This is a genomic window from Streptomyces capitiformicae, from assembly GCF_002214185.1.
Classification (GTDB): Bacteria; Actinomycetota; Actinomycetes; order Streptomycetales; family Streptomycetaceae; genus Streptomyces; species Streptomyces capitiformicae.
Genome location: NZ_CP022161.1, coordinates 5,034,940 through 5,058,347, shown reverse-complemented (window position 1 = coordinate 5,058,347; position 23,408 = coordinate 5,034,940). Strand labels below are relative to the sequence as shown.

General features: G+C 70.0%; 22 protein-coding genes and 1 pseudogene. 15 read left to right on the top strand and 8 right to left on the bottom strand.

What is annotated here, in order from left to right; genetic code table 11:
- Positions 1-38: 38 nt before the first annotated feature.
- Together CES90_RS22575 and CES90_RS22570 are read left to right on the top strand one after the other, a co-directional pair.
- Complete coding sequence (locus CES90_RS22575) at positions 39-554, top strand: gluconokinase (protein ID WP_189786962.1); 516 nt, start codon at positions 39-41, stop codon at positions 552-554.
- Positions 555-625: 71 nt separating this feature from the next.
- Positions 626-2,023 carry a GntP family permease gene (locus tag CES90_RS22570; RefSeq protein ID WP_189786963.1) on the top strand — a complete coding sequence of 466 codons (1,398 nt, stop codon included), beginning with the start codon at positions 626-628 and terminating at the stop codon, positions 2,021-2,023.
- Between the two features lie 104 nt (positions 2,024-2,127).
- On the opposite strand, the gene CES90_RS22565 is transcribed toward CES90_RS22570, so the two are convergent.
- From CES90_RS22565 to CES90_RS22555, 3 genes are all read right to left on the bottom strand, one after another.
- Positions 2,128-2,928: a cytochrome b/b6 domain-containing protein gene (locus CES90_RS22565; RefSeq protein ID WP_189786964.1), complete on the bottom strand. Its 801-nt coding sequence runs from the start codon at positions 2,926-2,928 to the stop codon at positions 2,128-2,130.
- Positions 2,912-3,682, bottom strand: a complete 771-nt coding sequence (locus tag CES90_RS22560; RefSeq protein WP_189786965.1) for a molybdopterin-dependent oxidoreductase — start codon at positions 3,680-3,682, stop codon at positions 2,912-2,914. Before CES90_RS22560 ends, CES90_RS22565 begins: the two co-directional genes overlap by 17 nt.
- Before the next feature lie 81 nt (positions 3,683-3,763).
- A complete protein-coding gene (locus CES90_RS22555) occupies positions 3,764-5,419 on the bottom strand; it encodes an FAD-binding dehydrogenase (protein ID WP_189786966.1) in 1,656 nt (551 codons plus the stop codon).
- Positions 5,420-5,660: 241 nt separating this feature from the next.
- Between CES90_RS22555 and CES90_RS22550 the strand changes: the two are divergent.
- From CES90_RS22550 to CES90_RS22515, 8 genes and pseudogenes are all read left to right on the top strand, one after another.
- Positions 5,661-6,546 (top strand): annotated as a pseudogene (locus tag CES90_RS22550) (DMT family transporter).
- Positions 6,547-6,584: 38 nt separating this feature from the next.
- Positions 6,585-7,088: an NUDIX hydrolase gene (locus tag CES90_RS22545; RefSeq protein ID WP_189786967.1), complete on the top strand. Its 504-nt coding sequence runs from the start codon at positions 6,585-6,587 to the stop codon at positions 7,086-7,088.
- Between the two features lie 119 nt (positions 7,089-7,207).
- The gene (locus CES90_RS22540; protein ID WP_189786968.1) at positions 7,208-7,600 is read left to right on the top strand and encodes a YidH family protein; all 393 of its coding nucleotides are present in this window, start codon (positions 7,208-7,210) and stop codon (positions 7,598-7,600) included.
- Complete coding sequence (locus CES90_RS22535) at positions 7,597-7,920, top strand: DUF202 domain-containing protein (protein ID WP_189786969.1); 324 nt, start codon at positions 7,597-7,599, stop codon at positions 7,918-7,920. Before CES90_RS22540 ends, CES90_RS22535 begins: the two co-directional genes overlap by 4 nt.
- A 175-nt stretch (positions 7,921-8,095) precedes the next feature.
- Positions 8,096-8,392: a hypothetical protein gene (locus tag CES90_RS22530; RefSeq protein ID WP_189786970.1), complete on the top strand. Its 297-nt coding sequence runs from the start codon at positions 8,096-8,098 to the stop codon at positions 8,390-8,392.
- Positions 8,393-8,473: 81 nt separating this feature from the next.
- Positions 8,474-9,382 carry an MBL fold metallo-hydrolase gene (locus CES90_RS22525; protein WP_189787030.1) on the top strand — a complete coding sequence of 303 codons (909 nt, stop codon included), beginning with the start codon at positions 8,474-8,476 and terminating at the stop codon, positions 9,380-9,382.
- A gap of 108 nt (positions 9,383-9,490) precedes the next feature.
- Positions 9,491-10,534 carry a phosphotransferase family protein gene (locus tag CES90_RS22520; protein ID WP_189787031.1) on the top strand — a complete coding sequence of 348 codons (1,044 nt, stop codon included), beginning with the start codon at positions 9,491-9,493 and terminating at the stop codon, positions 10,532-10,534.
- Between the two features lie 5 nt (positions 10,535-10,539).
- Positions 10,540-11,763, top strand: coding sequence for an acyl-CoA dehydrogenase family protein (locus CES90_RS22515; RefSeq protein ID WP_189786971.1), 1,224 nt, complete (start codon positions 10,540-10,542; stop codon positions 11,761-11,763).
- A gap of 153 nt (positions 11,764-11,916) precedes the next feature.
- Here the strand turns inward: CES90_RS22515 and CES90_RS22510 are convergent, their stop codons facing one another.
- Together CES90_RS22510 and CES90_RS22505 are read right to left on the bottom strand one after the other, a co-directional pair.
- A complete protein-coding gene (locus CES90_RS22510; protein ID WP_189786972.1) occupies positions 11,917-12,510 on the bottom strand; it encodes a TetR/AcrR family transcriptional regulator in 594 nt (197 codons plus the stop codon).
- A gap of 146 nt (positions 12,511-12,656) precedes the next feature.
- Entirely contained in the window at positions 12,657-13,421 is a 765-nt protein-coding gene (locus tag CES90_RS22505) for an SDR family oxidoreductase (protein ID WP_189787032.1), read from the bottom strand.
- 159 nt (positions 13,422-13,580) lie between these two features.
- Here CES90_RS22505 and CES90_RS22500 point away from each other — a divergent pair, with 159 nt between their 5' ends.
- Together CES90_RS22500 and CES90_RS22495 are read left to right on the top strand one after the other, a co-directional pair.
- Positions 13,581-14,810 carry an exo-beta-N-acetylmuramidase NamZ family protein gene (locus CES90_RS22500; RefSeq protein WP_189786973.1) on the top strand — a complete coding sequence of 410 codons (1,230 nt, stop codon included), beginning with the start codon at positions 13,581-13,583 and terminating at the stop codon, positions 14,808-14,810.
- Between the two features lie 103 nt (positions 14,811-14,913).
- The gene (locus tag CES90_RS22495) at positions 14,914-16,233 is read left to right on the top strand and encodes an alpha/beta hydrolase (RefSeq protein WP_189786974.1); all 1,320 of its coding nucleotides are present in this window, start codon (positions 14,914-14,916) and stop codon (positions 16,231-16,233) included.
- A gap of 20 nt (positions 16,234-16,253) precedes the next feature.
- Here the strand turns inward: CES90_RS22495 and CES90_RS22490 are convergent, their stop codons facing one another.
- Complete coding sequence (locus tag CES90_RS22490) at positions 16,254-19,082, bottom strand: penicillin acylase family protein (protein ID WP_189786975.1); 2,829 nt, start codon at positions 19,080-19,082, stop codon at positions 16,254-16,256.
- A gap of 355 nt (positions 19,083-19,437) precedes the next feature.
- Between CES90_RS22490 and CES90_RS22485 the strand changes: the two genes are divergently transcribed.
- Together CES90_RS22485 and CES90_RS22480 are read left to right on the top strand one after the other, a co-directional pair.
- The gene (locus CES90_RS22485) at positions 19,438-20,040 is read left to right on the top strand and encodes a hypothetical protein (protein ID WP_189786976.1); all 603 of its coding nucleotides are present in this window, start codon (positions 19,438-19,440) and stop codon (positions 20,038-20,040) included.
- A gap of 268 nt (positions 20,041-20,308) precedes the next feature.
- Positions 20,309-21,385, top strand: a complete 1,077-nt coding sequence (locus tag CES90_RS22480; protein ID WP_189786977.1) for an RNA ligase (ATP) — start codon at positions 20,309-20,311, stop codon at positions 21,383-21,385.
- A 66-nt stretch (positions 21,386-21,451) separates the two neighbouring features.
- On the opposite strand, the gene soxR is transcribed toward CES90_RS22480, so the two are convergent.
- On the bottom strand, positions 21,452-21,997 hold the full coding sequence (soxR, locus tag CES90_RS22475; RefSeq protein WP_229914299.1) for a redox-sensitive transcriptional activator SoxR: 546 nt from the start codon (positions 21,995-21,997) through the stop codon (positions 21,452-21,454).
- A gap of 125 nt (positions 21,998-22,122) precedes the next feature.
- Here soxR and CES90_RS22470 point away from each other — a divergent pair, with 125 nt between their 5' ends.
- Positions 22,123-22,584 carry a MaoC family dehydratase gene (locus CES90_RS22470; protein ID WP_189786978.1) on the top strand — a complete coding sequence of 154 codons (462 nt, stop codon included), beginning with the start codon at positions 22,123-22,125 and terminating at the stop codon, positions 22,582-22,584.
- 89 nt (positions 22,585-22,673) lie between these two features.
- Here the strand turns inward: CES90_RS22470 and CES90_RS22465 are convergent, their stop codons facing one another.
- Complete coding sequence (locus CES90_RS22465) at positions 22,674-23,408, bottom strand: polysaccharide deacetylase family protein (protein WP_189786979.1); 735 nt, start codon at positions 23,406-23,408, stop codon at positions 22,674-22,676.

The window sequence follows — 23,408 nt, the reverse complement described above, 5'->3', positions numbered from 1 at the left end:
GTGACGTCTCAGATGTCGACGAGGACAGCGAGGTAGTGATGGGTACCCCTCCCGTCGTCGTGGTGATGGGCGTGTCAGGAACCGGGAAGACCACGATCGGTCCCCTGCTCGCGGCCAGGCTCGGCGTTCCGTACGCCGAGGGCGACGACTTCCACCCCGAGGCCAACATCGCGAAGATGTCGGCCGGGATTCCGCTTGAGGACGTGGACCGGTGGCCGTGGCTGGACTCCATCGGCCGGTGGGCCCACGGCCGGGCCGGACTCGGCGGGGTGGTCAGCTGCTCGGCTCTCAAGCGCGGCTACCGGGACCGGTTGCGGTCCGCCGCGCCCGGGCTCGTCTTCGTGCACCTCACCGGTGACCGCGAGCTCGTCGAGGACCGGCTGTCGCACCGGCGGGGGCACTTCATGCCGACGGCGCTGCTCGACTCGCAGTTCGCCACGCTGCAGCCGCTGGAAGCGGACGAGGCCGGTGTCTCCGTCGATGTCTCGGGCGGCCCCGAGGAGATCACCGAGCGGGCGGTCGCCGCGCTGCGGGAGCTCGGTCCGGCGTCGTAAGCACCTTGCTCCTTGGCTCCTTGGCTCCTTGGCTCGTCCCAACTCCCCTTCCACACAAGGACTCATTCACCGTGCCCATACTCAACGTCGAGATGCTGGCAGCGGACCCCGTCGAGCCGATCACCTCGGCGGGCCACACTCAACTCGGCATCGCCGTGCTGGCAGGCATCGCCGTCATCGTCGTCCTCATCACCAGGTTCAAGGTGCACGCCTTTCTGGCGCTGACCATCGGCACGCTCGCGCTCGGCGCGGTCGCCGGAGCGCCGCTGGACAAAGCGATAGCCAGCTTCACCGCCGGGCTCGGGTCGACCGTGGCCGGGGTGGGCGTGCTCATCGCGCTGGGCGCGATCCTCGGCAAGCTGCTCGCGGACTCCGGCGGCGCCGACCAGATCGTCGACACGATCCTCGCGAAGGCCGGCGGGCGGGCGATGCCGTGGGCGATGGTGCTGATCGCCTCCGTGATCGGGCTGCCGCTGTTCTTCGAGGTCGGGATCGTGCTGCTCATCCCGGTGGTGCTGATGGTCGCCAAGCGCGGCGGCTACTCGCTGATGCGGATCGGCGTGCCCGCCCTCGCCGGTCTGTCCGTCATGCACGGGCTGATCCCGCCGCACCCCGGTCCGCTGGTCGCCATCGACGCGGTCAAGGCCAACCTGGGGGTGACGCTGGCGCTGGGCCTGGTCGTCGCGATACCGACCGTGGTCATCGCCGGGCCGCTGTTCTCCACGTACGCGGCCCGGTGGGTGGATGTTCCGGTGCCCGAGCGCATGATTTCCCTACGGGCCTCGGAGGAGCTGGAGAAGCGGCCCGGGTTCGGCGCGACCATCGCGACCGTGCTGCTGCCGGTCATACTGATGCTGGCCAAGGCGCTGGTGGACATCGTCGTGGACGACCCGGAGAACATGGTCCAGCGGGTCTTCGACGTCGTCGGGTCGCCGCTGATCGCGCTGCTCGCGGCGGTGATCGTGGGCATGTTCACGCTGGGGCGGGCGGCCGGGTTCGCCAAGGGGCGGCTGGCGTCGACCGTCGAGACGTCCCTCGCGCCGATCGCCGGGATCCTGCTGATCGTCGGTGCCGGTGGCGGGTTCAAGCAGACGCTCATCGACTCCGGGGTCGGGCAGATGATCCTGGACATCTCCGAGGACTGGTCGATACCCGCGCTCGTCCTGGCCTGGCTCATCGCGGTGGCGATCCGGTTGGCCACGGGGTCGGCGACCGTCGCGACGATCTCGGCGGCGGGGCTCGTGGCACCGCTGGCCGCGGACATGTCGACGACCCACGCGGCTCTGTTGGTGCTGGCCATCGGTGCCGGGTCGCTGTTCTTCAGCCATGTCAACGACGCCGGCTTCTGGATGGTCAAGGAGTACTTCGGGATGAGCGTCGGGCAGACCATCAAGAGCTGGTCGGTGATGGAGACGATCATCTCGGTGGTGGCGGGGGCGATGGTGTTGCTGTTGTCGCTGGTTATCTAGGGGCGCCGGAGAACTGGTGGGTGGTTGCCGGGAGTTCGGTTCGGCACCGCCGGAACCCGCCGTCGTGGCTTGGCGCCGCGGCGGCGGACTTCATCCGGGGACCCCTACGGCCGCCACAGCGGATGTTCCCGGTCCGCCCACTCCCGGCTCACCAGCCCTGTCCGCAATCCCCGCCTGGCCTCCGGGTCTCCGAGGGCCATGCCGATGTGGCCGGCCAGGACAATACCGATCGTCAGCGCGAGCCAGTCATGGACGAACGTCGCGCTGGTGCGCCACATCAGGGGGGTGAGGTGGGTGAACCACATCATCAGGCCCGTGGCGAGCATGACGAGGGTGGCGCCGGCGATCCAGGCGGCGTAGAGCTTCTGCCCGGCGTTGAACTTGGCGGCGGGGCGGGGCCCTGTCGCCACACTCCCGTCGTCCGCCCGAAGGGCGGGCCTCACGGTGTCAGGTGCGTGCTCTGGGCGTGCCGGGTGAAAGCCCTCGTACTGGATGTACTTGGGCTTTCGCCCGGTGCGGCCAGCGTGCGTGAATGGCGTCGTGAGGCAGCCGGGAGTGTGGCGACAGGGCCCAAGGCCCGGGACACGACAGCGGGCGGCGCGGAGCCAGAGGCGGTCGTGTGGACCCCAGCGGTTCAGGCGGCCGACGTCGGCGCGGAACGTGCGGGAGGCCAGGCCCGCGAGGACCGGGAGCGGGAGGAGCAGGCCCGTCCACTTGTGGAGCGTCACCACCAGGGCCCGGCGACCGACGAGTTCGGCGAGGGCGGGGACGTAGAGGCAGGCCGCCGTCGCCACGCAGACGCCCATCAGGGCGGCCGTCGTGCGGTGGATCCAGCGTTCGGCCGGTGTGAAGCGCCGGACGCGGGTCCCGGAGGCAACCGGCTGCGCCTCAAGTCGTTGGTTCATCGTCCCGCCCGTTCGATCGGCCCACCCACGCGTCGATGTCGTAGCCCCGCTTCTCCCAGTAACCCGGCTCGACCTTCTCCGTGACCTCGATGCCGGAGAGCCACTTGGCCGACTTGTAGAAGTACATGGGCGCGACGTAGAGGCGTACCGGGCCGCCGTGGTTGTGGCTGATGTCCTTGTCCTGCATGCGCAGGGCGACCAGGACGTCCGCGCGGCGCGCCTGTTCGAGCGTGAGGCTCTCGGTGTACGCCCCGTCGAAGCAGGTGAAGCGGATCGCGCCGGCCGTGGAGCGCACCCCGGCCGCGTCCAGCAGCTCCGAGAGCCGTACGCCCTCGAACGGGGTGTCCGGCACCCGCCAGCCCGTGACGCACTGGACGTCCTTCACCATCCGGGTCTGGGGCAGGGCCCGCAGATCGGCGAGGGTGTACGAGGCGGGCTTGTCGACCAGGCCGTCGACGGTGAGGCGGTAGTTCTTCGCGGACTTGCGGGGCACGGACGACGTCACCGAGTAGTAGCGGAAGCCGCCGCCGTTGGGGAGCAGACCGGTCAGGCCGGTGGGGTCCTTCTGAGCCGCCGCGCCGAGGAACGATTCCATGCCGCGCTGAAGAACGGGGGCGGCGACCACGCCCAGGGCGCCGAGGCCGAGAGTGCCGAGGAGGACGCGGCGGCCGATGGGCGCGCCGCGCTCCGGTTCCCTGTCCTGGTCTTCGGGGTCCGCCGGCGCTTCCCGCGCCTCGGGATGTTCAGGGTTCACATACCGATTCGAACATCCGCCACCCCGGTGGGGCCAGCGGCGGCGGAGGTTCGTCAGAATTCCGTCACTTCCGCGGAGACTTCAGGCCGTCGCCTTCGCCGCCGCCCGGCCCGCCATGCGGCCCGAGAACAGGCAGCCGCCGAGGAACGTGCCTTCCAGGGAGCGGTAGCCGTGGACGCCGCCGCCGCCGAAGCCGGCCGCCTCGCCCGCCGCGTACACGCCCTCCAGCGGGTCGCCGCCCTCGGTGAGGACGCGGGAAGAGAGGTCGGTCTCCAGGCCGCCGAGGGTCTTGCGGGTGAGGATGTTGAGGCGGACGGCGATGAGGGGGCCGGCCTTGGGATCGAGGATGCGGTGCGGGGTGGCGGTGCGGATCAGCTTGTCGCCGAGGTAGTTGCGGGCGCCCCGGATCGCCATGACCTGGAGGTCCTTGGTGAAGGGGTTGGCGACCTCGCGGTCCCGGGAGACGATCTCGCGGCGCAGCTCGGCCTCGTCGATCAGCGGTTCCTTGGTGAGCGCGTTCATGCCACGGACCAGGGAGCCGAGGTCCTTCTCGACCACGAAGTCGACGCCGTGGTCCATGAACGCCTTCACCGGGCCGGGGACGTCCGCGCGGGCCCGAATGAAGACGTCCTTGATGGACTTGCCGGTCAGGTCGGGGTTCTGCTCGGAGCCGGAGAGGGCGAACTCCTTGCCGATGATCTTCTGGTCGAGCACGAACCACGTGTAGTCGTAGCCGGTCTTCATGATGTGCTCGAGCGTGCCGAGGGTGTCGAAGCCGGGGAAGAGCGGGACCGGCAGTCGCTTGCCGCGTGCGTCGAGCCACAGGGACGAGGGTCCGGGCAGGACGCGGATGCCGTGGTTCTCCCAGATGGGGTTCCAGTTCTGGATGCCCTCGGTGTAGTGCCACATGCGGTCGCGGTTGATGAGGCGGGCGCCCGCCTCCTCGGCGATGGCGAGCATCTTGCCGTCGACGTGGGCGGGGACACCGGAGATCATCTTCTCCGGGGGGTTGCCGAGGCGCTCGGGCCAGTTGGCGCGGACGAGGTCGTGGTTGCCGCCGATGCCGCCGGAGGTGACGATCACGGCCTGGGCCTTGAGCTCGAAGGCGCCGGTGACGCCCCGGCTGCTGGCCTGGCCGCGCTCGATCGTCGAGGGTTCCAGGATCTCGCCGGTGACCGTGTCGACGGCGCCCGCGCTGCGCGACAGCCCGGTCACCCGGTGCCGGAACTTCAGCTGGACCAGCCCTCGGGCCACGCCCTCCCGTACCCGCCGCTCGAAGGGCGCGACGAGCCCCGGGCCGGTGCCCCAGGTGATGTGGAAGCGGGGGACGGAGTTGCCGTGCCCGTTGGCGTCGTAGCCGCCGCGCTCGGCCCAGCCGACCACCGGGAAGAACCGGACGCCCTGCTGGTACAGCCAGGACCGCTTCTCGCCGGCCGCGAAGTCGACGTACGCCTCGGCCCACTTGCGCGGCCAGTGGTCCTCCTCGCGGTCGAAGGCGGCGGTGCCCATCCAGTCCTGGAGGGCGAGGGCGTGGCTGTCCTTGATGCGCAGGCGGCGCTGCTCGGGCGAGTCGACGAAGAAGAGGCCGCCGAAGGACCAGTGCGCCTGGCCGCCGATCGACTGCTCCGGCTCCTGGTCGAGGAGGATCACCTTGCGACCCTTGTCGACGAGCTCCGCGGTCGCCGCGAGCCCGGCGATGCCCGCCCCGATCACGATCACATCTGCGTCGTACGACATGGAGGACGTCCTCTCGGGAACGGGGCAGGCAAGCGGGGCGGGGCATGACAGACAAGGCCCGCTCAGCGCTTTGTTACTGGCCGGTCAGCAGCTTTGGCATCTGATCCTTCGACAGAAGAGTGACCCAGTCAACTGCTCCGATGTGTCTCCTTTCACGGACAGCCCTCGGCCGGGTCGTTGGAGTCCCGCGGGCAGACGCCTTGCCCCTTATGCCCCCTGTTGATCACCCGAGGTACCCGGTGTGTCGGTTCTCGTCCTGATCCTCGCTGTGAGCGCCGCGTGCTGGGCTTCGGTTTCGTCCTTCAGCAGCAGGCCGCCACGCACGCCCCGCTGGGCGACTTCCTCTCGCCCCGGCTGCTCCTCGACCTGATCCGTGTGCCGCGCCGGCTCGGCGGGATCGGGCTGGTGGTGTGCGGCAGGGCGCTGGGGGCGATCGCGCTCGGCCAGGGCAAGATCAGCCTCGTGGAACCACTGCTGGCCACCAACCTCGTCTTCGCGCTCGCGCTTCCCGTCGGCGGACCCGGCAGCCGCTGGGCCGGCAGGGCTGGGCGGGGCTCGTCCTGCTCGCGGGCGGGGTGACCGCGTTCATCGTGGCCGGGCAGCCGGAGGGCGGGGACATGGCCTCCGACCCGTTCCGGCAGTGGCTGATCATCGGCGTCATGGTGGGCCTCGCGCTGCTCCTCACGACCTGCGCGAAACGGTCCCGGCTCAGTGCCGGGCCGGTGCTGCTCGCTGTCGCGGCCGGTCTTTTGTACGGCGTCCAGGACGCGCTCACCAGGGTCAGCGGGCAGCGGTTCGCCGAGGACGGCTGGGGCGGGCTGTTCACCATGTGGCAGCCGTACGGGGTGCTGCTGCTCGGGGTGACCGGGCTGCTGCTCGTGCAGAGCGCCTTCGAGACGGCGCCGCTGCGGATGTCGCTGCCCGCGCTCACCGCGGCGCAGCCGCTCGCCGGGATCGTGTGCGGGGTGGGGTTCCTCGGGGACCGGCTGCGTACGGATGCGGGGGCGCTCGCCTGGGAGGCGGCCGGGCTCGCGGGGATCGTCGTCGGGGTTGTGCTGCTGGGGATGCATCCGGCGATGCCGTGCGGCTCCGCCGGGGGCCGGGCGGGAGTACTGCAGCAGGGCTGAGCCGTCAGCAGTCGGGGCGGGCCTGCTTGGATGGGGATATGAGCGCCGCCGACGAGATCCTCGACATCGTGGACGAGAACGACCAGGTCATCGGGCAGGCCCCGCGTGGGGAGGTGTACGCGCGCGGGATGCGGCATCGGGCCGTGTTCGTGCTGGTCCGGGATGGGGAAGGACGGATCTTCGTCCATCGGCGGACGGCCACGAAGCTGGTCTTTCCGTCTCTGTACGACATGTTCGTGGGCGGGGTGGTGGGGGCGGGCGAGAGTTATGACGGTGCGGCGTTGCGTGAGGCGGAGGAGGAGCTGGGGGTCTCCGGGCTGCCTCGGCCCGTTCCGCTGTTCAAGTTTCTGTACGACGACGGGGGCGGGCGGTCGTGGTGGTCGGCCGTGTACGAGGTGCGCTGCGAGGTGGCGGTGGATCCGCAGGTGGAGGAGGTCGCCTGGTACGGGTTCCTGTCCGAGGAGGAGCTGTCCCGGCGGTTGGGTGAGTGGGCGTGGGTGCCGGATGGGGTGGCGGCCTGGGAGCGGCTGCGGGCCCGCTGACCCGCGCCCCTGAAGGGGCGCGGGGAACTGCACGAGCGACCACGTCGGACCCGCGCCCGCCCACGGACCCAGCCCCCGAGCTCTCAGGCGGGCCGGAGGCCAACGGTACTGTCCTGTACGTGAGCGAATTTGTGCGGAACATCCGGCTCTGGTTCGTGCCGGAGGGGATTCGGGAGGAGGGCGGGACGCCCGACTATCGGTTCTCGTTGGCGAATGAACGGACCTTTCTGGCCTGGCTGCGTACCTCGCTCGCGCTCATCGGCGGGGGTTTCGCGGTGGACCAGTTCCTGCCGGACCTGCGTTGGGGCTGGCGCGTGGGGCTGGCCCTCGCCCTGCTGGCCGCCGGGGTGCTGTGCGCGTTCCGCGCGGTGAACCACTGGGTGCGCTGCGAGCGGGCGATGCGGCGCGGCGAGGATCTGCCGGTGTCGCGCTTCCCGGCACTGCTGGGCGTCGTGGTCGCCGTCGTGGCCATCGCCATGGTGGTGGTCGTGCTGCTCGGGTGGGAAGGGTGACTCCTCGGCGCCCGGACGTCGAGCGCGACCCCGGTCTGCAGCCCGAGCGCACCCGGCTCGCGTGGCGGCGTACGACCCTGACGGGCGCCGTGGTCGCCGTACTCGCCGTGAAGTCGGCGCTGCGCGGCGGGCCGTCCGTGGCCGGGCTCGCGGCCGCCGGCCTGTGCGCGGTGCTGTGGCTGGGCCTCCTCGCCCTCGCTCACCGGCGCATCGGCACCCTCGCGGCAGCCCGCCCGGCTGTCCTCTCGCCCCGGACCGCCGTCGCGGCCGTCCTGTGCACGGTCGCCCTCGCGGTGTGCGGCGCGGTGCTGGTGTTCTGAACCGGAAGGCGGAAGACCGGATCGCCTGGCCGAAAACGCCTGACCGAAATCTGGGCCGTCCTTGGAACGCGCATGGGGTTTCGAAAAGGAACAAGTTGCGCTTCTGTGACTAGCCTGGAGGCGTTTGCGCGCGCACCGCCGAAGTGTTACCCCCGCACCACTGAAGGTGAGCACCATGACCACGCTCCATCAGGAACACCCCGTTCACGACCACACCCACGGCCCGGCCTGCGGACACACCGCCGTACCGCACGGCGACCACACCGACTACGCGCACGACGGGCATCTGCATCGCGAGCACTCCGGGCACTGGGACGAGTGCGAGCCGAGCGGGCACGCCGCGCACGAGGGGCACGCGCACGAGCACGGCTCGGCGTGCGGGCACGAGGCGGTCACGCACGGGGACCACGTGGACTATGTGCACGACGGGCATCGGCACGCCGCACACGACGGCCACTGGGACGACCACTGACGACCCCGGGTTCCCGTTGATCGTCGCCGGCTGGCAGGCTCTGACCACCAGTTGGCGACGATCCGGGGGATGGGGGGCACTATGACCGCGGGAGAGCCGTACACCGTCGAGCTGGCGAGCGACGTGTACGCGTATGTGCAGCCGGACGGCGGATGGTGTCTGAACAACGCCGGATGGGTGAGCGACGGTGTGAGCACCCTGCTCGTGGACACCGCGGCGACCGAGCGGCGCGCCCGCGCGCTGTACCGGGCTCTCGAGGACACGACGGTTCCCGCGCCGATGCTGCTGGTCAACACCCACCACCACGGGGATCACACGTACGGCAACAAGTACTTCATGCCGGCCACGATCGTCTCGCACGCCGCCTGCCGCCGTGAGGCGCTGGCGAGCGGGCAGCATCTGCATCTGCTGTGGCCGCAGACCGACTTCGGGGACGTCCCCATCATGGGCGCGGACATGACGTTCACGGACCGTACGACCCTGCATGTGGGCGACATCGACGTCGAGGTGATCCACCCGGGCATCTCGCACACGGTGGGCGACTCGTTCGTCTGGGTGCCGCACCGCCGGATCGTGTTCACCGGGGACCTGGTCTTCGAGGGCGGGACGCCGTTCTTCCTGATGGGTTCGCTGAGCGGTTCGCTACGCGCACTGCACATGCTGCGGGAGCTGGGCGCCGAGACCGTCGTACCGGGGCACGGGCCGGTCACCGATCCCTCGGCGTTCGACCGGGCCGAACGGTACATACGGTTCGTGGCCGACGTCGCCGAGAAGTCGCACGCGGCCGGGCTGACCCCGTTGGAGGCGGCCCGGATGACCGACCTCGGGGAGTTCGCCGAACTGCGCGAGAGCGAGCGGCTGGTGGCGAACCTGCGTCGGGCGTACGCCGAGCTGGACGGGGAACCAGAAGGTGAGGGCGTCCACCCGTTCGCCGGGTTCATGGACATGGCCGCCGTCAACGGCGGGGAGATGATGGCCTGCCACGCGTGAGGCGCGTGAGCGGCGAGAGTCCGATCACTTTTGCGGCGCCTACTGGACGACATACCGACCGGTCGGCATCATGAGGCGGGTACCGTTCATCCGCCTGTAGGAGCGATGATGCGCCCAGACCACCCACCCGGTCTCGATCCCGACCGGCTCCGCGCCCTCCTCGACGCCGAGCGGCCCGGACTGGTGGCCGGTCCGCTCACCAGCCGGCTGATCGAGGGCGGGCGGTCCAATCTGACGTACGAGGTCACGGACGGTGTCGCCAAGTGGGTCGTACGGCGGCCGCCGCTGGGCCATGTGCTGGCGACCGCGCACGACATGAAGCGCGAGCACCGGGTGATCAGCGCGCTGCACCCCACGAACGTACCGGTGCCGCGTCCCGTGCTGCTGTGCGAGAACCCCGAGAACGGGGCCGTGCCGGGCGCGCCCTTCTACGTCATGGACTTCGTGGAGGGCACTCCCTACCGCACCGCCGAGCAGCTCGCCCCGCTCGGTCCGGAGCGCACCCGGGCCGCCGTGCTGGGCCTGGTCGACACGCTCGTGGAGCTGCACGCGGTGGACCCGGCCGAGGTGGGCCTCGCCGACTTCGGGCGCCCGGAGGGGTTCCTCGACCGGCAGCTGCGGCGCTGGGGCAAGCAGTTGGACGCGTCCCGAAACCGCGAGCTGGCCGGCATCGACGAGCTGCACGCGGCCCTCGGGCGCCAACTGCCGCACTCCCCCGCCCCGGCCGTGGTGCACGGCGACTACCGGCTCGACAATGTCCTGCTGGGCGAGGACGACGAGATCAAGGCCATCCTCGACTGGGAGATGTCCACGCTCGGCGATCCGCTCACCGACCTGGGCCTGCTGGTCATGTACAGCGTGCCGCTCGCCATGCCCGACTCCCCCGTCTCCACGACCGCGGCGGCCGCCGGGCACCCGGAGCCGGACGAGATCGTCGAGCGGTACGCGGCCCGCTCCGGCCGCGATGTGTCCGCCGTCGCCTGGTACACGGCGTTCGCGTGGTTCAAGCTCGCCGTGATCCTGGAGGGCATCCACTACCGGTACACGCTCGGCCAGACGGTCGGCCGCGGTTTCGACCGCATCGGCGACCTGGTCCCCGTCTTCATCGAACACGGCCTGACGACTCTTCGTACCGGCTCCCAGGAGGGCTGATCGCCATGGACTTCGCATTCGACGCCCGTACGGAGGAGCTGCGTGCCAAGCTCCTCGCCTTCATGGACGAGTATGTCTACCCGGCCGAGGCGGTGGCCGAGGAGCAGCGGGCGGAGCTGGCCTCGCCGTGGGACACGCCGGCCGTGGTGGAGGAGCTGAAGGCCGAGGCCCGCCGCCAGGGCCTGTGGAACCTCTTCCTGCCCGACTCCGAGTACGGGGCCGGGCTCACCAACCTCCAGTACGCGCCGCTCGCCGAGATCACCGGCCGTTCCCCGCAGTTGGCGCCGACCGCGCTGAACTGCGCGGCGCCCGACACGGGCAACATGGAGGTGCTCACCCAGTTCGGGGACGACGCCCAGAAGAAGCAGTGGCTGGAGCCGCTGCTGGCGGGTGAGATCCGGTCGGCTTTCGCGATGACGGAGCCCGAGGTGGCCTCGTCCGATGCCACGAACATCACCACGCTGATCGAGCGAGCCCCCGAGGGCACGGACGAGTACGTCATCACGGGGCGCAAGTGGTACATCTCCGGGGCCATGAACCCGGACTGCCAGATCTTCATCGTCATGGGGAAGACGGATCCGGGCGGTTCCGATATCCGGCGCCAGCAGTCGATGGTGCTGGTTCCCCGGGACACGCCGGGTGTGACCGTGAAGCGCGCGATGCGCGTGTTCGGCTACGAGGACCACTACCACGGTGGTCACGCCGAGGTGATCTTCGACCACGCGCGCGTGCCGGTGTCGAATCTGATCGGCGAGGAGGGCGGTGGCTTCGCCATCGCCCAGGCGCGGCTCGGTCCCGGGCGCATCCACCACTGCATGCGGCTCATCGGCATGGCCGAGCGGGCGATCGAGCTGATGTGCCGGCGGGCGGTGGCCCGGGAGGCCTTCGGCAAGGCACTCGCCCAGCAGGGGGTCGTGCACAACTGGATCGCCGACGCGCGAGTGACCGTCGAGCAACTGAGGCTGCTGGTCCTCAAGACGGCCTGGCTGATGGACACCGTCGGCAACAGGGGCGCCCACACGGAGATCCAGGCCATCAAGATCGCGACACCGCGCGCCGTCGTCGACATCATCGACCGGGCGATCCAGCTGCACGGTGCGGGGGGTGTCAGCCAGGACTTCCCGCTGGCCGAGCTGTACGCGGGGGCGCGGACGCTGATGATCGCGGACGGGCCGGACGAGGTGCACCAGCGGTCTCTGGCTCGGCGGGAGTTGAAGCGGTACGTGTAGCGCGCGGCGGGGCGGGGGGCGCCTGACAGCTCGGGGGTCGGCGCGTTGGCGGGTGCGGGTGAGTGGGGGTTGTCGCGCCCACGCGGCGGAGCCGCAAATCGGCACAGCCCGCGCCCCTGAAAAGCAGGGCGCGGGGAACCGCGCGAGCAACCCCTACGGGCGCAGTGCTCGCAGTAGCAGGTCCGCCAAGTGGTCCGCGACCTCCTGGGGGGTCATCGGGCCGTCCGGGCGGTACCAGGTCGACAGGTGGTGGACCGAGCCGAAGTGGTAGTCGACGACCAGGTCCGCGGGGGTCGCCTTGGAGAAGACGCCCGCCTCCTGGCCCTCCTCGATGAGCGCGCGGAAGCGTTCGTGGTAGCGGCGGCGCTCGGCGCGGACCTGCTTGTTCTTCTCGGGGCTCAGATGGTGCATGGAGCGGAAGAAGATCATCGCGTCGTCGAGGTTGTCGATCGTGGTGACGACGACATCGGCCGCGGCCCCCCGCAACCGCTCCTCGACCGGCGCGTCGGCCCCCGCGAACGCGTCCAGCCGCTCCTGCTGGATGCGCAGCACGCGCGCGTACACCTCGTGCAGCAGATCGTCCTTGGAGCCGAAGTAGTGGTAGAGCGCCCCCTTGGTGACGCCCGCCGCCTCGACGATCTCCTGCACGGAGGTGCGGTCGTAGCCCTGCTCGGCGAAGAGCCGGGTGGCGGCGGCCAGCAGCCGCTGCGGGACAGGAGTACCGTCCCCGTCCGTCGTCCTGGGCACTGCCGCCACCTGCCTTCCGAGGTTCTGTTGTCGCCTGTCGCCCACTGGTCGTCCGTCGACCGCAGATCGGTTCCCGACCTGGCGGAATTGCGACTCCCGCCGAACGATCATCCCACCCTCCGGGCCCGGACCGCCGCGCAGGGCGGTCAGCCAGTCGCCTCCCACTTCTGCTGAATGTGGTTCATGTTCGTCAGCCACCGCTCCGGATCCGCGGCGCGCGCCTGGTAGAAACCGGCCACCTCGGGGTGCGGCAGGATCAGAAAACGGTCCTTCTCCATGCCCTCGACGAGCGCGTCGGCCACGTCCTCCGGCTCGATCGCGGTCGGCGCGAGCACCAGGTCGCCCGCGCTGCCGGACGCCGTCAGCATGTCGGTGCGCACCCCCTGGGGGCAGATCGCGTGAACCTTGAGGCCGCGGTGGCGGTACGTGAGCGACAGCCACTCGGCGAACGCGTACGCCCCGTGCTTGGTGACGCTGTACGGCGCGGCGCCGATCATCGTGAGCAGCCCGGCCGCCGAGACCGTGGACACGAAACGCCCACTGCCGCGCTCCAGCCAGTCCGGCAGCAACTCCTGCGCCGCCCGGACATGCGCCATCACGTTCACGTCCCAGGCGAGCGCCCACACCTTCTCATCGGCCGCCTCCGTACCCCCCGAGGCGACTCCGGCATTCGCGCAGTACACGTCGACCACCCCGCCGAGTGCCTCACGGGCCGCGCCGACAATCGTGGACGCGTCCCCGGGCACGGCGATCCCACCGATCTCCTCGGCCACCGCCCGCGCCCGCTCCGCGTCCAGGTCATTCACGACGACCCGAGCGCCCTCCGCCGCGAACCGCCGAGCCAGAGCCGCCCCGATCCCACCCCCGGCCCCGGTGACGACCACTCCCGCACCCTGCACGACTCCCACGATCGGTCTCCTTCGACACGGCGACGTACTTCGAATGGCTCCGGCCAAGCAGTCAGACTAACCGGTCGGTATGTCGCTGAGAAGGGCGCCCGGAGTACAAGCGACACGCGGAGCGCTTAGCTTGCATAGACACCGCTTCCCGCGTTGACGGAGGTCACCCCCATGCACCTCTCCCGCCGCACTCTGCTGGCCGCAGCCCCCGCGGTCCCCCTGACGGCAGCAGCCCCCACCAAGTCGGCCACCCCGAAATTCCACACCGGCTTCGAGCGCCTGGCAGCCACCGGCTACAAAGAACTCGGCGGTCAAAAAGTCGGCATCGTCACCAACCCCACCGGCATCACCAAAGACGCCCGCCACATCGTCGACGTGATGCACACCGACGACCGAGTGGACCTCAGGGCCGTCTTCGGCCCTGAGCACGGCTTTCGCGGCACAGCGCAGGCCGGCGGCTCCGAGGGCCGCCACGACGACCCGGCGACGGGGCTGCCCGTCTACGACACCTACCTGAAGAGCGGCCGCCCCCTCGCGGACATCTTCACCGCCTCCGGCGTGGACACGATCGTCTTCGACATCCAGGACGTGGGCGCCCGCTTCTACACATACATCTGGACGCTGTACGACTGCATGGAGGCGGCCCAGTCGGCGGGCAAGCGCTTCGTGGTGCTGGACCGCCCGAACCCGATCACCGGCCGCTCCGCCGAAGGCCCCGTGCTGCACAAGGAGTTCGCGACTTTCGTCGGCCGGCAGCCCATCTCGCAGGCGCATGGGATGACGGTGGCGGAGCTGGCGCGGCTGTTCAACGAGGAGTTCCTCACCACGCCCGTACCGCTGGAGACGGTGCTGATGTCCGGGTGGAAGCGGTCGCGGTTCTACGACACCTCCGGGCTGCCCTGGGTGCCGCCGAGCCCGAACATGCCGACGCCGGACACCGCTCTCGTGTACTCCGGGACGGGCCTCTTCGAGGGGACGAACCTGTCGGAGGGGCGCGGCACCACCCGCCCGTTCGAGCTGCTCGGCGCCGAGGGGATCGACCGGCGCTGGGCGGCCGCCGCGAACGAACTCGGCCTCCCCGGCGCACACTTCAGGGAGGCGTACTTCGCGCCCACGTTCTCCAAGTTCCAGGGGAAGACCATCGGCGGCGTACAGATCCATGTCCATGACCGGGCGGCGTACGACCCCGTACGCACCGGTATCGGCCTCCTCGTGACCGCGAGGAAGGTGTGGAGCGGCTTCGCCTGGCGCTCCGACAACTGGATCGACAAGCTGACCGGCTCCGCGCGTGTACGCACGATGATCGACGCGGGGGCGGACACGGACGACGTGGTGGCGGGCTGGCAGGAGGAGTTGGCGGCGTTCCGGAGAGTGCGGAAGGAATATCTGCTCTATCGGTAGCTACGTGGTCGTACGCACGCGTACGTGACGTATGGCCATCCCTCGCCGTTGGCAGGACCATGCGCGTGAGCGCACCACCAACGGGGGCCGAAGGGGGCTCGTCATGGCGGATCCGGAAATGAGCGTGACTCCCTACTGGGAACTGACCTTCGACGCGGACGGAGACGTGGACACCGGGCAGCGGGACCGGCTGTTCGAAGGGGTCGGGCGGCGCGGGATCGGGGACCTGGTCGTCTTCGCGCACGGCTGGAACAACGACCGGTCCGGCGCGACCCGGCTCTACAGCCGCTTCCTCGCCCCTTTCCCGACGCTCGCGCCGAAGGCGAAGCTGGGGTACGTCGGGGTGCTGTGGCCCTCCATGCGGTTCTCGGACGAGCCGATCCCGGACTTCAAGCCGGTCCCTGCCATGGCGCCCAGCCGTCCCGCGCTGGACAAGCACACCCGGCACGCGCTCCTCGATGTCTTCCCCGGGCGGGCAACCGTCGTCGAACAGCTGGCGCGGCTGCTCGACCAACGCCCGGACGAGGGCGCCTCGTTGGAGGAGTTCGGGCGGCTCGTACGGCTGCTGGTGGAGGTGCCGCCGCAGGGGCCGCAGGGCGCGTTCACGGCGGACACGATCGCGGAGGGGGTGCCGGAGGGCACGCCCGGGATGCTGTGCGGGGACGCGGTGACGGTGTGCGCGGACTTCGCGGCGGCGCTCGCGGAGGTAGAGACCGCGGGGGTGATGACCGGGATCGCCGTCGCCCCTCCCCAGGCCTGGGACGGCGCCCATGAACTTCTGCGGCAGGCCACCTACTTCGCGATGAAGCGCCGGGCGGGGACGGTCGGCGAGCGGGGGCTGGGGCGACTGCTGGGGCAGCTCGCCCGGACGGCGCCGAAGGTACGGGTGCACCTCGTCGGGCACAGCTTCGGGGCCCGCCTGGTGTCGTTCGCGCTGCGCGGTCTGCCGGAGGGCGTGCACACGGTGAAGTCGGTGACGCTCCTTCAGGCGGCCTTCTCCCACTACGCCTTCGCCGCCCGGCTCCCGCACGACACCCGCGCGAGCGGTGTGCTGAACGGCCAACAGAAGCGGATCGACGGCCCGTTGGTGTGCTGCCACTCCAAGCACGACTCGGCGCTCGGCACGATCTACCCGCTGGCCTCCCGGATGGCGGGCGACGCGCGGACGGTGCTCGGCCTGAGCGTGAACAGTCTGCTGGGCGCCAAGTGGGGCGCGCTCGGTTACGGCGGCATCCAGGCCGTCGCGGGCACCCGGTCGTTCAAGCTCGCCGACGCTCTCAAGGCCCAACTGCCCACCTCCGGCTGCGTGAACATCGACGCCGCGGCGGTGGTGAAACGCGGCGGCGCGCCGTCCGGCGCCCACAGCGACATCTGCCACAAGGAGCTGGCCCGGGTGGTACTGGCGGCGGGCCGTGTCGTCTGAGACCGGCCCGCCGCCGGCCGTCACCTGTGTGAGGTGAACTCCACGACCTGCTGGTAGGTCGGGCGGTTCTGCCAGCTGATCTTGTTGTGCTTGATGCCTCCCAGGGTCCGCTGGATGATCGAGTCGGCGCACCACTGGTCGCCGGCCGAGCAGTTCGCGTCACCCGGGTAGACCTGGGCGGCGGTCTTGCCGGCCGCCTCCTTGAGGGTGTTGATCAGGAGGGTGCGGCAGGCGCTGAGGCTGCCGCCGCCGCAGTACCGATTCGCCAGCGGGCCCTGCACCGTCTCACCCAGCACCGAGCGGATGTCCTTGTCGACATAGCTCCACCAGCCGTACTGGAAGGAGCTTCCGGCGTGCGAGCCGGTCGGGCCGTGCGCGGCCGACGGCGACTCGTCGATGGGGAGGTTGGCGGTCATGGCGGTGTAGAGGTCGGTACCGAGGCCGGGTTCGAACTGGGCCTTCACCAGCAGCGGCCACCAGGCGTCCAGGATGCGGATCGCCTCGGCGTGGGCGTAGGTCTTCGAACCGGCGGAGGTCTCCGTGCGTTTCGAGCCCGACGACACCCAGGTCTGGAGCTTGCTGACCGCCGCCGCTGCCGTGGAGTCGGTGACCGTGCTGCTGTTGATGACCTTCAGCAGGTCCGGCACGACGTCCTCGGCGCGCAGGTCGGCGAGGCCCGCCTCGGCCATGGCCTTGGTCAGTGAGGCCCTGGTGACGCCGCCCGCGGCGACGAGTCGCTTGACCCGGTCGTCGAGGAGGTTGCCTCGGTGGACGGAGCCGTTGCCCCAGGGGGCGGTGGTGTAGTCCTTGGCCTGCTTGTTGTTCCAGGAGATGTAGTAGTCCTGGTCGATGGAGTTGGGGTGCTGGGCGGGCGGCGTGTAGTCGGCGACGTTGGTGGCCGGGTTCCAGTTGCGCCACTCGTACGCCGACTGTGCCCAGGCCGGGAACTCGGCGTCGACGTTCGCGGCGCGGACCGGGTTGTCGCCGCTGTTGTAGTACGCGGTGTGCTCGGAGTCGGCGTAGAACCAGTTGAAGGTGTAGTTGATGTTCTGGACGGCCTTCTGGAAGTCCTCGGGGCCCTTCACGTAGTCCGGGTCGTTCAGCATCTGGAAGCCGATGATCGACTCGGCCTCGTTCAGGTACGAGGAGCGCAGGGTGGTGTAGGCGACCTTCTTGCCGCCGACCGTGGCGCGGTGGGTGACAGGGCCGTACTTGGTGCGCCAGATCTGCATGCGGTACGAGCCCGCCGGGGTGTTGTCGGCGGTGGTGGGCTTCCAGGCGTTGGTCTGCTCGACCTTCTCCATGGCCGTGCAGGTGCCGTGGTAGAGGTAGTGGACGTCGTCCTGGCACAGTTCGACTGCGTAGGAGTCGATGATGTCCTGGCCGGAAGTGGTGGCGCTCCAGGCGTAGTCCTGGCCGCGGCCGAGTTCGACGTACATGCTCAGGCCGGCGAAGGAGGCGCCGCGGGCGCTGATGCCCGGTCCCTGGATCTCCTGGAGCATGAGCAACTGCGGGGCGAAGTAGCCGGTCTGGGGCCCGAAGACGGCGATGGGGTGGCCGCTCGCGGTGTGCTTGCCGCCGACGACGAGGGCGTTGGACATACCGCGCCGGGCGGAGCTGAGGGCACTCTCGGTGGCTTCGGACGAGACGCCCTTGGAGGCGGTGGTGGCCGCGCTGCCGGTGCGGTCGTACACCAGGGGTTCCTCGGTGACGGCGCCGTTGTCGGGCAGGGCCATGCCCTGCGGGTTGGCGGGCTTGGTGGCGTACGGGAAGCTGCCGTCGTGGACCGTCAGGGCCGCCTCGATGTCGTTGCGCTGGCGGAAGGACTCCCAGACCTTGGCGCCCTCGGTGACGCCGTACTTCTCCTGGGCGGCCAGCAGGGACAGGGCGTTGTTGACCTCGCCGCCGCCTCCGGAGCCGAAGAGGGCGCCGATGACGGAGGCCAGGGCGACCAGGTCGGTGGGCTTGAACTTCTCGATGGTGCCGGCGTTGGTGATGGAGTCCTTGTGGCCGGTCAGCACGTACTCGCCGGGGAAGTAACGGCCGCTGTCGGAGGCGTCGATGTAGGCGTTGATGCCGTCGATGTAGGCCTTGACGTCGGCCAGGGCCAGTCGGCCGCGGTCGCCGTTGGCGGCCACCGCGTTGTCGATCTGGGCCTGGAGGTCGGCCTCGGTGTACGGGGCGTGGCGCCAGAACTCCTGCTCCAGGCCCTGGTTGGACGCGGCGCCGCCCGCGAACGGGGTCAGCTTGCCGCGCCCCACGTGCCGGAAGACGTCCATGAGCCACAGCCGGTCCTGGGCGGCGGCGTACCCCGCACCGAACTCGGTGCCGTAGCGGGTGGTGCCCGTGATGTGCGGCACCCCGGTCTTCTTGTCGCGGACGATGGTGACGTCGGTGCGGCCCGCCGGCTTCAGGGTGGAGGCCACCTGGTCGGAGGCGACACCGAAGGACGCGTCGTTGAAGAAGGTGTTGATGGTGGCGTTGGTGAGCCCCGAGTAGCCGGTGGCCAGGTTGTTGTAAGGCCCGAGCTGGTTGCTGGCGTTCTCCGGCATGCTGCCGAAGGCCTGGTTGAGAAGGACCTGGGCGAGGGTGGCGTTGCCGTTCTGGCCGGGCGGCAGGATGTCGGAGCACTGCCCGCCGCAGTGGTCGGTCACCGCGGCCGCCTCGACTGCCGTCTCCTCGGCGGCAGCCGTGTCGGCGGCCGCTGCGGGGGAAGTCGGGGAAAGAGGTGACAAAAGACCGGCAACGAGTGCGCATATGGAAGCGGCCTTGAGGAACTCCGGGAATCTGCGGGGAGTTCTCAGTCTGTCGAGTGTGTTGCGCGAGGTGCGTGGGGTGCGCCGTGGCATGGCAGCTCCTTGCGACGGGTGTGGGGCGGACGTTACCGCCGGTATCCCCGAGTTTGAAGATGAACATGCGTCACGTTTTCTGGATCTTCTCATCCCACGGCGCAGGGACAGGTGACTGACAGCGTGAACAGGTACTCAGAAGCAGTCGTAAGCAGACAAGAAGAAGCGAGAGACAGTCAGACATAGGCAGGAACGGTCCATGAACGGCTCAGCAGACGACTTATGGAGGTCATCGGAAATCGGATGGAGCCGAATCGCGTGTCGATACGTCTATTCGGCGACGTCGCGCGATGTCGCGACGGACGACGCCGAAGTGACCGAAGTACAGGTGCAGGTGTGACGGAGGTGCAGGGCGATGGCCGGTTTCCGGAGTCTGGCAAGACAGGTGCGCGACCCGAGGTGCGATCTGGCACTGCGGCGTTATTCGCTGCGCAAGTGCCTTGAGAGGTTTGCCCCTTACGGGCATCGGGCGACCTGGGACCACTTGTGCTCCCGGGCCGGGTTCGGTTCGGAGGACCGCAACCCCGATCCAGCGCGGCTCGTGGCCGCACTGGACGAACTGGAGGAGGCCCGCTCCGTCTGGCTCGACTATGAAGTGCAGTTCGCGCAGCGCCGCAAGAAGGAGAAGCACGACGGGCTGCGCAGGCCGGGCAGTGTCGACGACTGGCACCGGCTGACCTGGGGCGGTTTCGGTGTCGCGTGGTGCGACAACCCCAGGGTCCACCCCCATGAACCACTGGCAGAGGTGCTGCGCCGGCTGATCGCCGCGCTGGAGCGCGAGCCGGGCTCGACCTGCCCGGTGTGCGACGGCGAGCGCCTCATCTGGAAGTACGACCTGGCCCATGAACCGTCCTCGGGCCCGGTGTGCACGGAGTGCGGAATCGTGGTGCCACGACCGGTGCTGACGTCCGAGGCCCTGGCCGAGTCCAGGCGCGTACGGCTGCTGGTGTCGGCGTAGCGCGGCGGGGGTGCGCCGGGGATGCCGCACCCCCGTGTAGGTACGGCATGACCGCGGAGTGATCGGCGTGGCCCGCTTGGTGTCCCCCACGCCGCGCGCCGATTCAGCGGGTCGCGTATGAAGCGGGCCCGGTACTCCAGGACGTTCTCCCATCCCGAAGAGCGCGACCCTACCAGTCGCAAATCCCCTCGCTCCAGCCCTTTCCCGCAGGGACAGTTGGGGGCGATGAAACAGCCCTGAGGGAACGCAGGAACCGAGGAGAACCCCGATGTCGACGCTGCGCGTCACCGCCGAAGTGCTGACGATCCATGAACATCCGGGCGCCGACGCGCTGGAGCTGGCCCAGGTGGGCCTGTACCGGGCCGTCGTCGCCAAGGGCGTCTATCGCACCGGTGACACCGCCGTATACATCCCGGAGCAGTCCGTGCTCCCGGCGGAGCTGGTCGAGGAGTTGGGGCTGACGGGCCGGCTGGCGGGCGGCAAGTCGGACCGGGTGAAGGCGGTACGGCTGCGGGGCGAGCTGTCGCAGGGCATCGTGTGCCGCCCACGGGCGCTGGCGGACGTGGATCTGACGGCTGCCGCCGCCGAGGGCACCGACTTCGCGGAGCGGCTCGGCATCGTCAAGTGGGTGCCGCCCATCCCGCCCACGATGAGCGGCGAGGTCGAGTCGGCACCGGATCTGCTGCCCTGGGTCGACATCGAGAACATCCAGCGCTACCCGGACATCTTCACCCCCGGCGAGCCGGTCGTCCTCACCGAGAAGCTGCACGGTTCGGCCTGCCTGGTGACGTACTTCGCCGAGGACGGCCGCGTCCAGGTCTCCTCGAAGGGCTTCGGCTCGAAGTTCCTCGCGCTGAAGGAGGACCCGCGCAATCTGTACTGGCGCGCCGTCCACGGCCACAAGGTCGCGGAGGTCGCCTCCCGGCTCGCCGCGCGGCTCGGGGCACGTCGGGTCGGGCTCTTCGGCGAGGTCTACGGCGCCGGGGTGCAGGACCTGACGTACGGCGCCGACGGCCGCCGCGACACCCTCGGCTACGCGGTGTTCGACGTGTCGGCGGAGATCGACGGCCGGGTCCGCTGGCTGGACTCGGCGGAGCTGTCCGACCTGCTCGACGGTGAGCTGCCCCTCGTTCCGAGGCTGTACGAGGGCCCGTACGACGTCGCCCGGGTGCTGGCGGTGGCCACGGGCCGGGAGACGGTCTCCGGGCGGGACCTGCATCTGCGGGAGGGTGTGGTGATCCGCCCGGCGGTCGAGCGGTACAGCCCGGTGACCGGCGGGCGGGCCATCGCGAAGGCGGTCAGCCCGGCGTATCTCACCCGCAAGGGCGGCACCGAGTACGAGTGAGAGCGGTGAGACCCCCCACGGGATCTTCGGGGGACCCGTGGGGCCGGGGAGCCCGGGAACCGCCGGTCAACGGTAGTTCCCGGGCTCTTCCTGTTCGGCCGTACCCGGCGACGGAGGCCGTGACTCCTGTCGTGACTCCTGTCGTACGTCGGCGGTACGGCGCTCGACCATGAGGCGGGAGCCGCTCTGCCGTTCGCCGAAGACGTCGTCGGGGTTGGACAGCACGCAGGTGGCGAGGGACAGACAGCCACAGCCGATGCAGTCGGTGAGATGGTCGCGCAGCCGGTTGAGCTGCTTGATCCGCTCGTCCAGCTCGGATCGCCACGCCTCGGAGAGGTGGGCCCAGTCCTCACGGGTGGGCGTGCGCTCCTCGGGCAGTTCGGCGAGCGCCTCGCGGATCGTGGCGAGCGGGATGCCGACGCGCTGCGCGGCCCGCACGAAGGCGACGCGGCGCAGGGTGTCACGGCTGTAGCGGCGCTGATTGCCCGTGGTGCGGCGGCTGCTGATCAGCCCCTTGGACTCGTAGAAGTGCAGGGCGGAGACGGCGGCACCGCTACGCGCGGACAGCTGGCCGACGGTCAACTCGTGGATCTTCTCAGGAATCTGCGGCACCCCTCCGACCTTACCCACACCGAGTGGCGTCGCGGTCCGTTGACAGGAGCCGCGCACCCGACCATGCTAAGCAGTTGCTTAGACATTGACGCGCGGGACATGCGGGACATGCGGGAGGCCGGAACATGGCAGAGCCGAGGATCTTCACGTCCGCCGATGAGCTGAAGGCGGCGGTGGGCGAGCAGCTGGGACACAGCGACTGGCTGGAGATCGACCAGAAGCGGATCGACCTCTTCGCCGAGGCGACCGGTGACCACCAGTGGATCCATGTCGACCCCGAGAAGGCGGCGGCCGGCCCCTTCGGCACGACCATCGCCCACGGCTATCTGACCCTCTCCCTGCTGCCGCTCCTGGTCCCCCAGGTACTCAAGGTCGACAACGTCAAGATGGGCGTCAACTACGGCACCAACAAGGTCCGTTTCCCCGCACCCGTGCCGGTGGGCTCACGCCTGCGCGCCACGGCGACGCTCCAGGACGTCACGGAGGTCGGCGGCGGGGTGCAGGTCACGGCCGCGGTGGTCGTGGAGCGCGAGGGTGGGGAGAAGCCGGTCTGCGTGGCGGAGTCGGTGTCCCGGTACTACTTCTGAACCTCGTCTCCCGGTACTACTTCTGAACTTCTCGGTACCGGGTGTGGCGCGGCACCGTGGGCGCCGCGCCACGGGTGCGTGTTCCCTCGTCAGGACTTGAGGGCTGGGGTGACCGACACCGCCGTCGGAGCCACCGCGCGGCCCGTCTGAGGGGAGATCGTCCCGGCGCACAGGCCGCGACTCGCCAACCCCTGAGCTATGCGCGGGATCGCCGCGCGGGCGTTGGCCGACCAGTCGTGCATGAGCATGATCTGGCCGTTGGTCAGCCGGGCAGCGGCCTGCACGATCGCGTCCGCACTGGCGCCGTTCCAGTCCTGCGAGTCGACGTCCCAGATGATCTGGGTCAGTCCGTACCTCGCCGCGACCGCCTTCACCGTCGCGTTGGTCTCACCGTACGGCGGACGGAAGAGCCTCGGAGTGCCGCCACCCGCGCCCGCGATGGCCTGCTGGGTCCGGGCGATCTCCGAGTCGATCTGCGACTGGCTCAACTGGGTCAAGTGCGGATGGGTGTAGCTGTGGTTGCCGACCCACATCCCGGCGCTGACCTGGGCCCGGACCAGAGACGGATGGGCGGCGGCGTTACCTCCCTGGTTGAACATCGTGGCCCGCAGCCCGTTCTGCCGGAGGGCACCCAGCAGGGCCGAGGTGTTGCCGGACGGGCCGTCGTCGAAGGTGAGCCCGACGTAGCCGTTGCAGGCGGCGGCACGTGGCGGGGCTGCCGCGGCAGGGGTGAGCGTGAGGGCGACGGCGCCTGCGGCGGCCACCGCGACGACCACCGACCTCACGCCTGGGGCACGGATCGAGTAGCGCTGTGTGGCCCTCAT

Coding starts and splice junctions, on each gene's coding strand:
- CES90_RS22565 (WP_189786964.1), bottom strand. CDS start 2,928: ATGAACCAACGACTTGAGGCGCAGCCGGTTGCCTCCGGGACCCGCGTC.
- CES90_RS22495 (WP_189786974.1), top strand. CDS start 14,914: ATGGCGGATCCGGAAATGAGCGTGACTCCCTACTGGGAACTGACCTTC.
- CES90_RS22485 (WP_189786976.1), top strand. CDS start 19,438: ATGGCCGGTTTCCGGAGTCTGGCAAGACAGGTGCGCGACCCGAGGTGC.
- CES90_RS22465 (WP_189786979.1), bottom strand. CDS start 23,408: ATGAGGGCCACACAGCGCTACTCGATCCGTGCCCCAGGCGTGAGGTCG.
- CES90_RS22520 (WP_189787031.1), top strand. CDS start 9,491: ATGCGCCCAGACCACCCACCCGGTCTCGATCCCGACCGGCTCCGCGCC.
- CES90_RS22500 (WP_189786973.1), top strand. CDS start 13,581: ATGCACCTCTCCCGCCGCACTCTGCTGGCCGCAGCCCCCGCGGTCCCC.
- CES90_RS22555 (WP_189786966.1), bottom strand. CDS start 5,419: ATGTCGTACGACGCAGATGTGATCGTGATCGGGGCGGGCATCGCCGGG.
- CES90_RS22575 (WP_189786962.1), top strand. CDS start 39: ATGGGTACCCCTCCCGTCGTCGTGGTGATGGGCGTGTCAGGAACCGGG.
- CES90_RS22530 (WP_189786970.1), top strand. CDS start 8,096: ATGACCACGCTCCATCAGGAACACCCCGTTCACGACCACACCCACGGC.
- CES90_RS22525 (WP_189787030.1), top strand. CDS start 8,474: ATGACCGCGGGAGAGCCGTACACCGTCGAGCTGGCGAGCGACGTGTAC.
- CES90_RS22470 (WP_189786978.1), top strand. CDS start 22,123: ATGGCAGAGCCGAGGATCTTCACGTCCGCCGATGAGCTGAAGGCGGCG.
- CES90_RS22545 (WP_189786967.1), top strand. CDS start 6,585: ATGAGCGCCGCCGACGAGATCCTCGACATCGTGGACGAGAACGACCAG.
- CES90_RS22490 (WP_189786975.1), bottom strand. CDS start 19,082: ATGCCACGGCGCACCCCACGCACCTCGCGCAACACACTCGACAGACTG.
- CES90_RS22515 (WP_189786971.1), top strand. CDS start 10,540: ATGGACTTCGCATTCGACGCCCGTACGGAGGAGCTGCGTGCCAAGCTC.
- CES90_RS22480 (WP_189786977.1), top strand. CDS start 20,309: ATGTCGACGCTGCGCGTCACCGCCGAAGTGCTGACGATCCATGAACAT.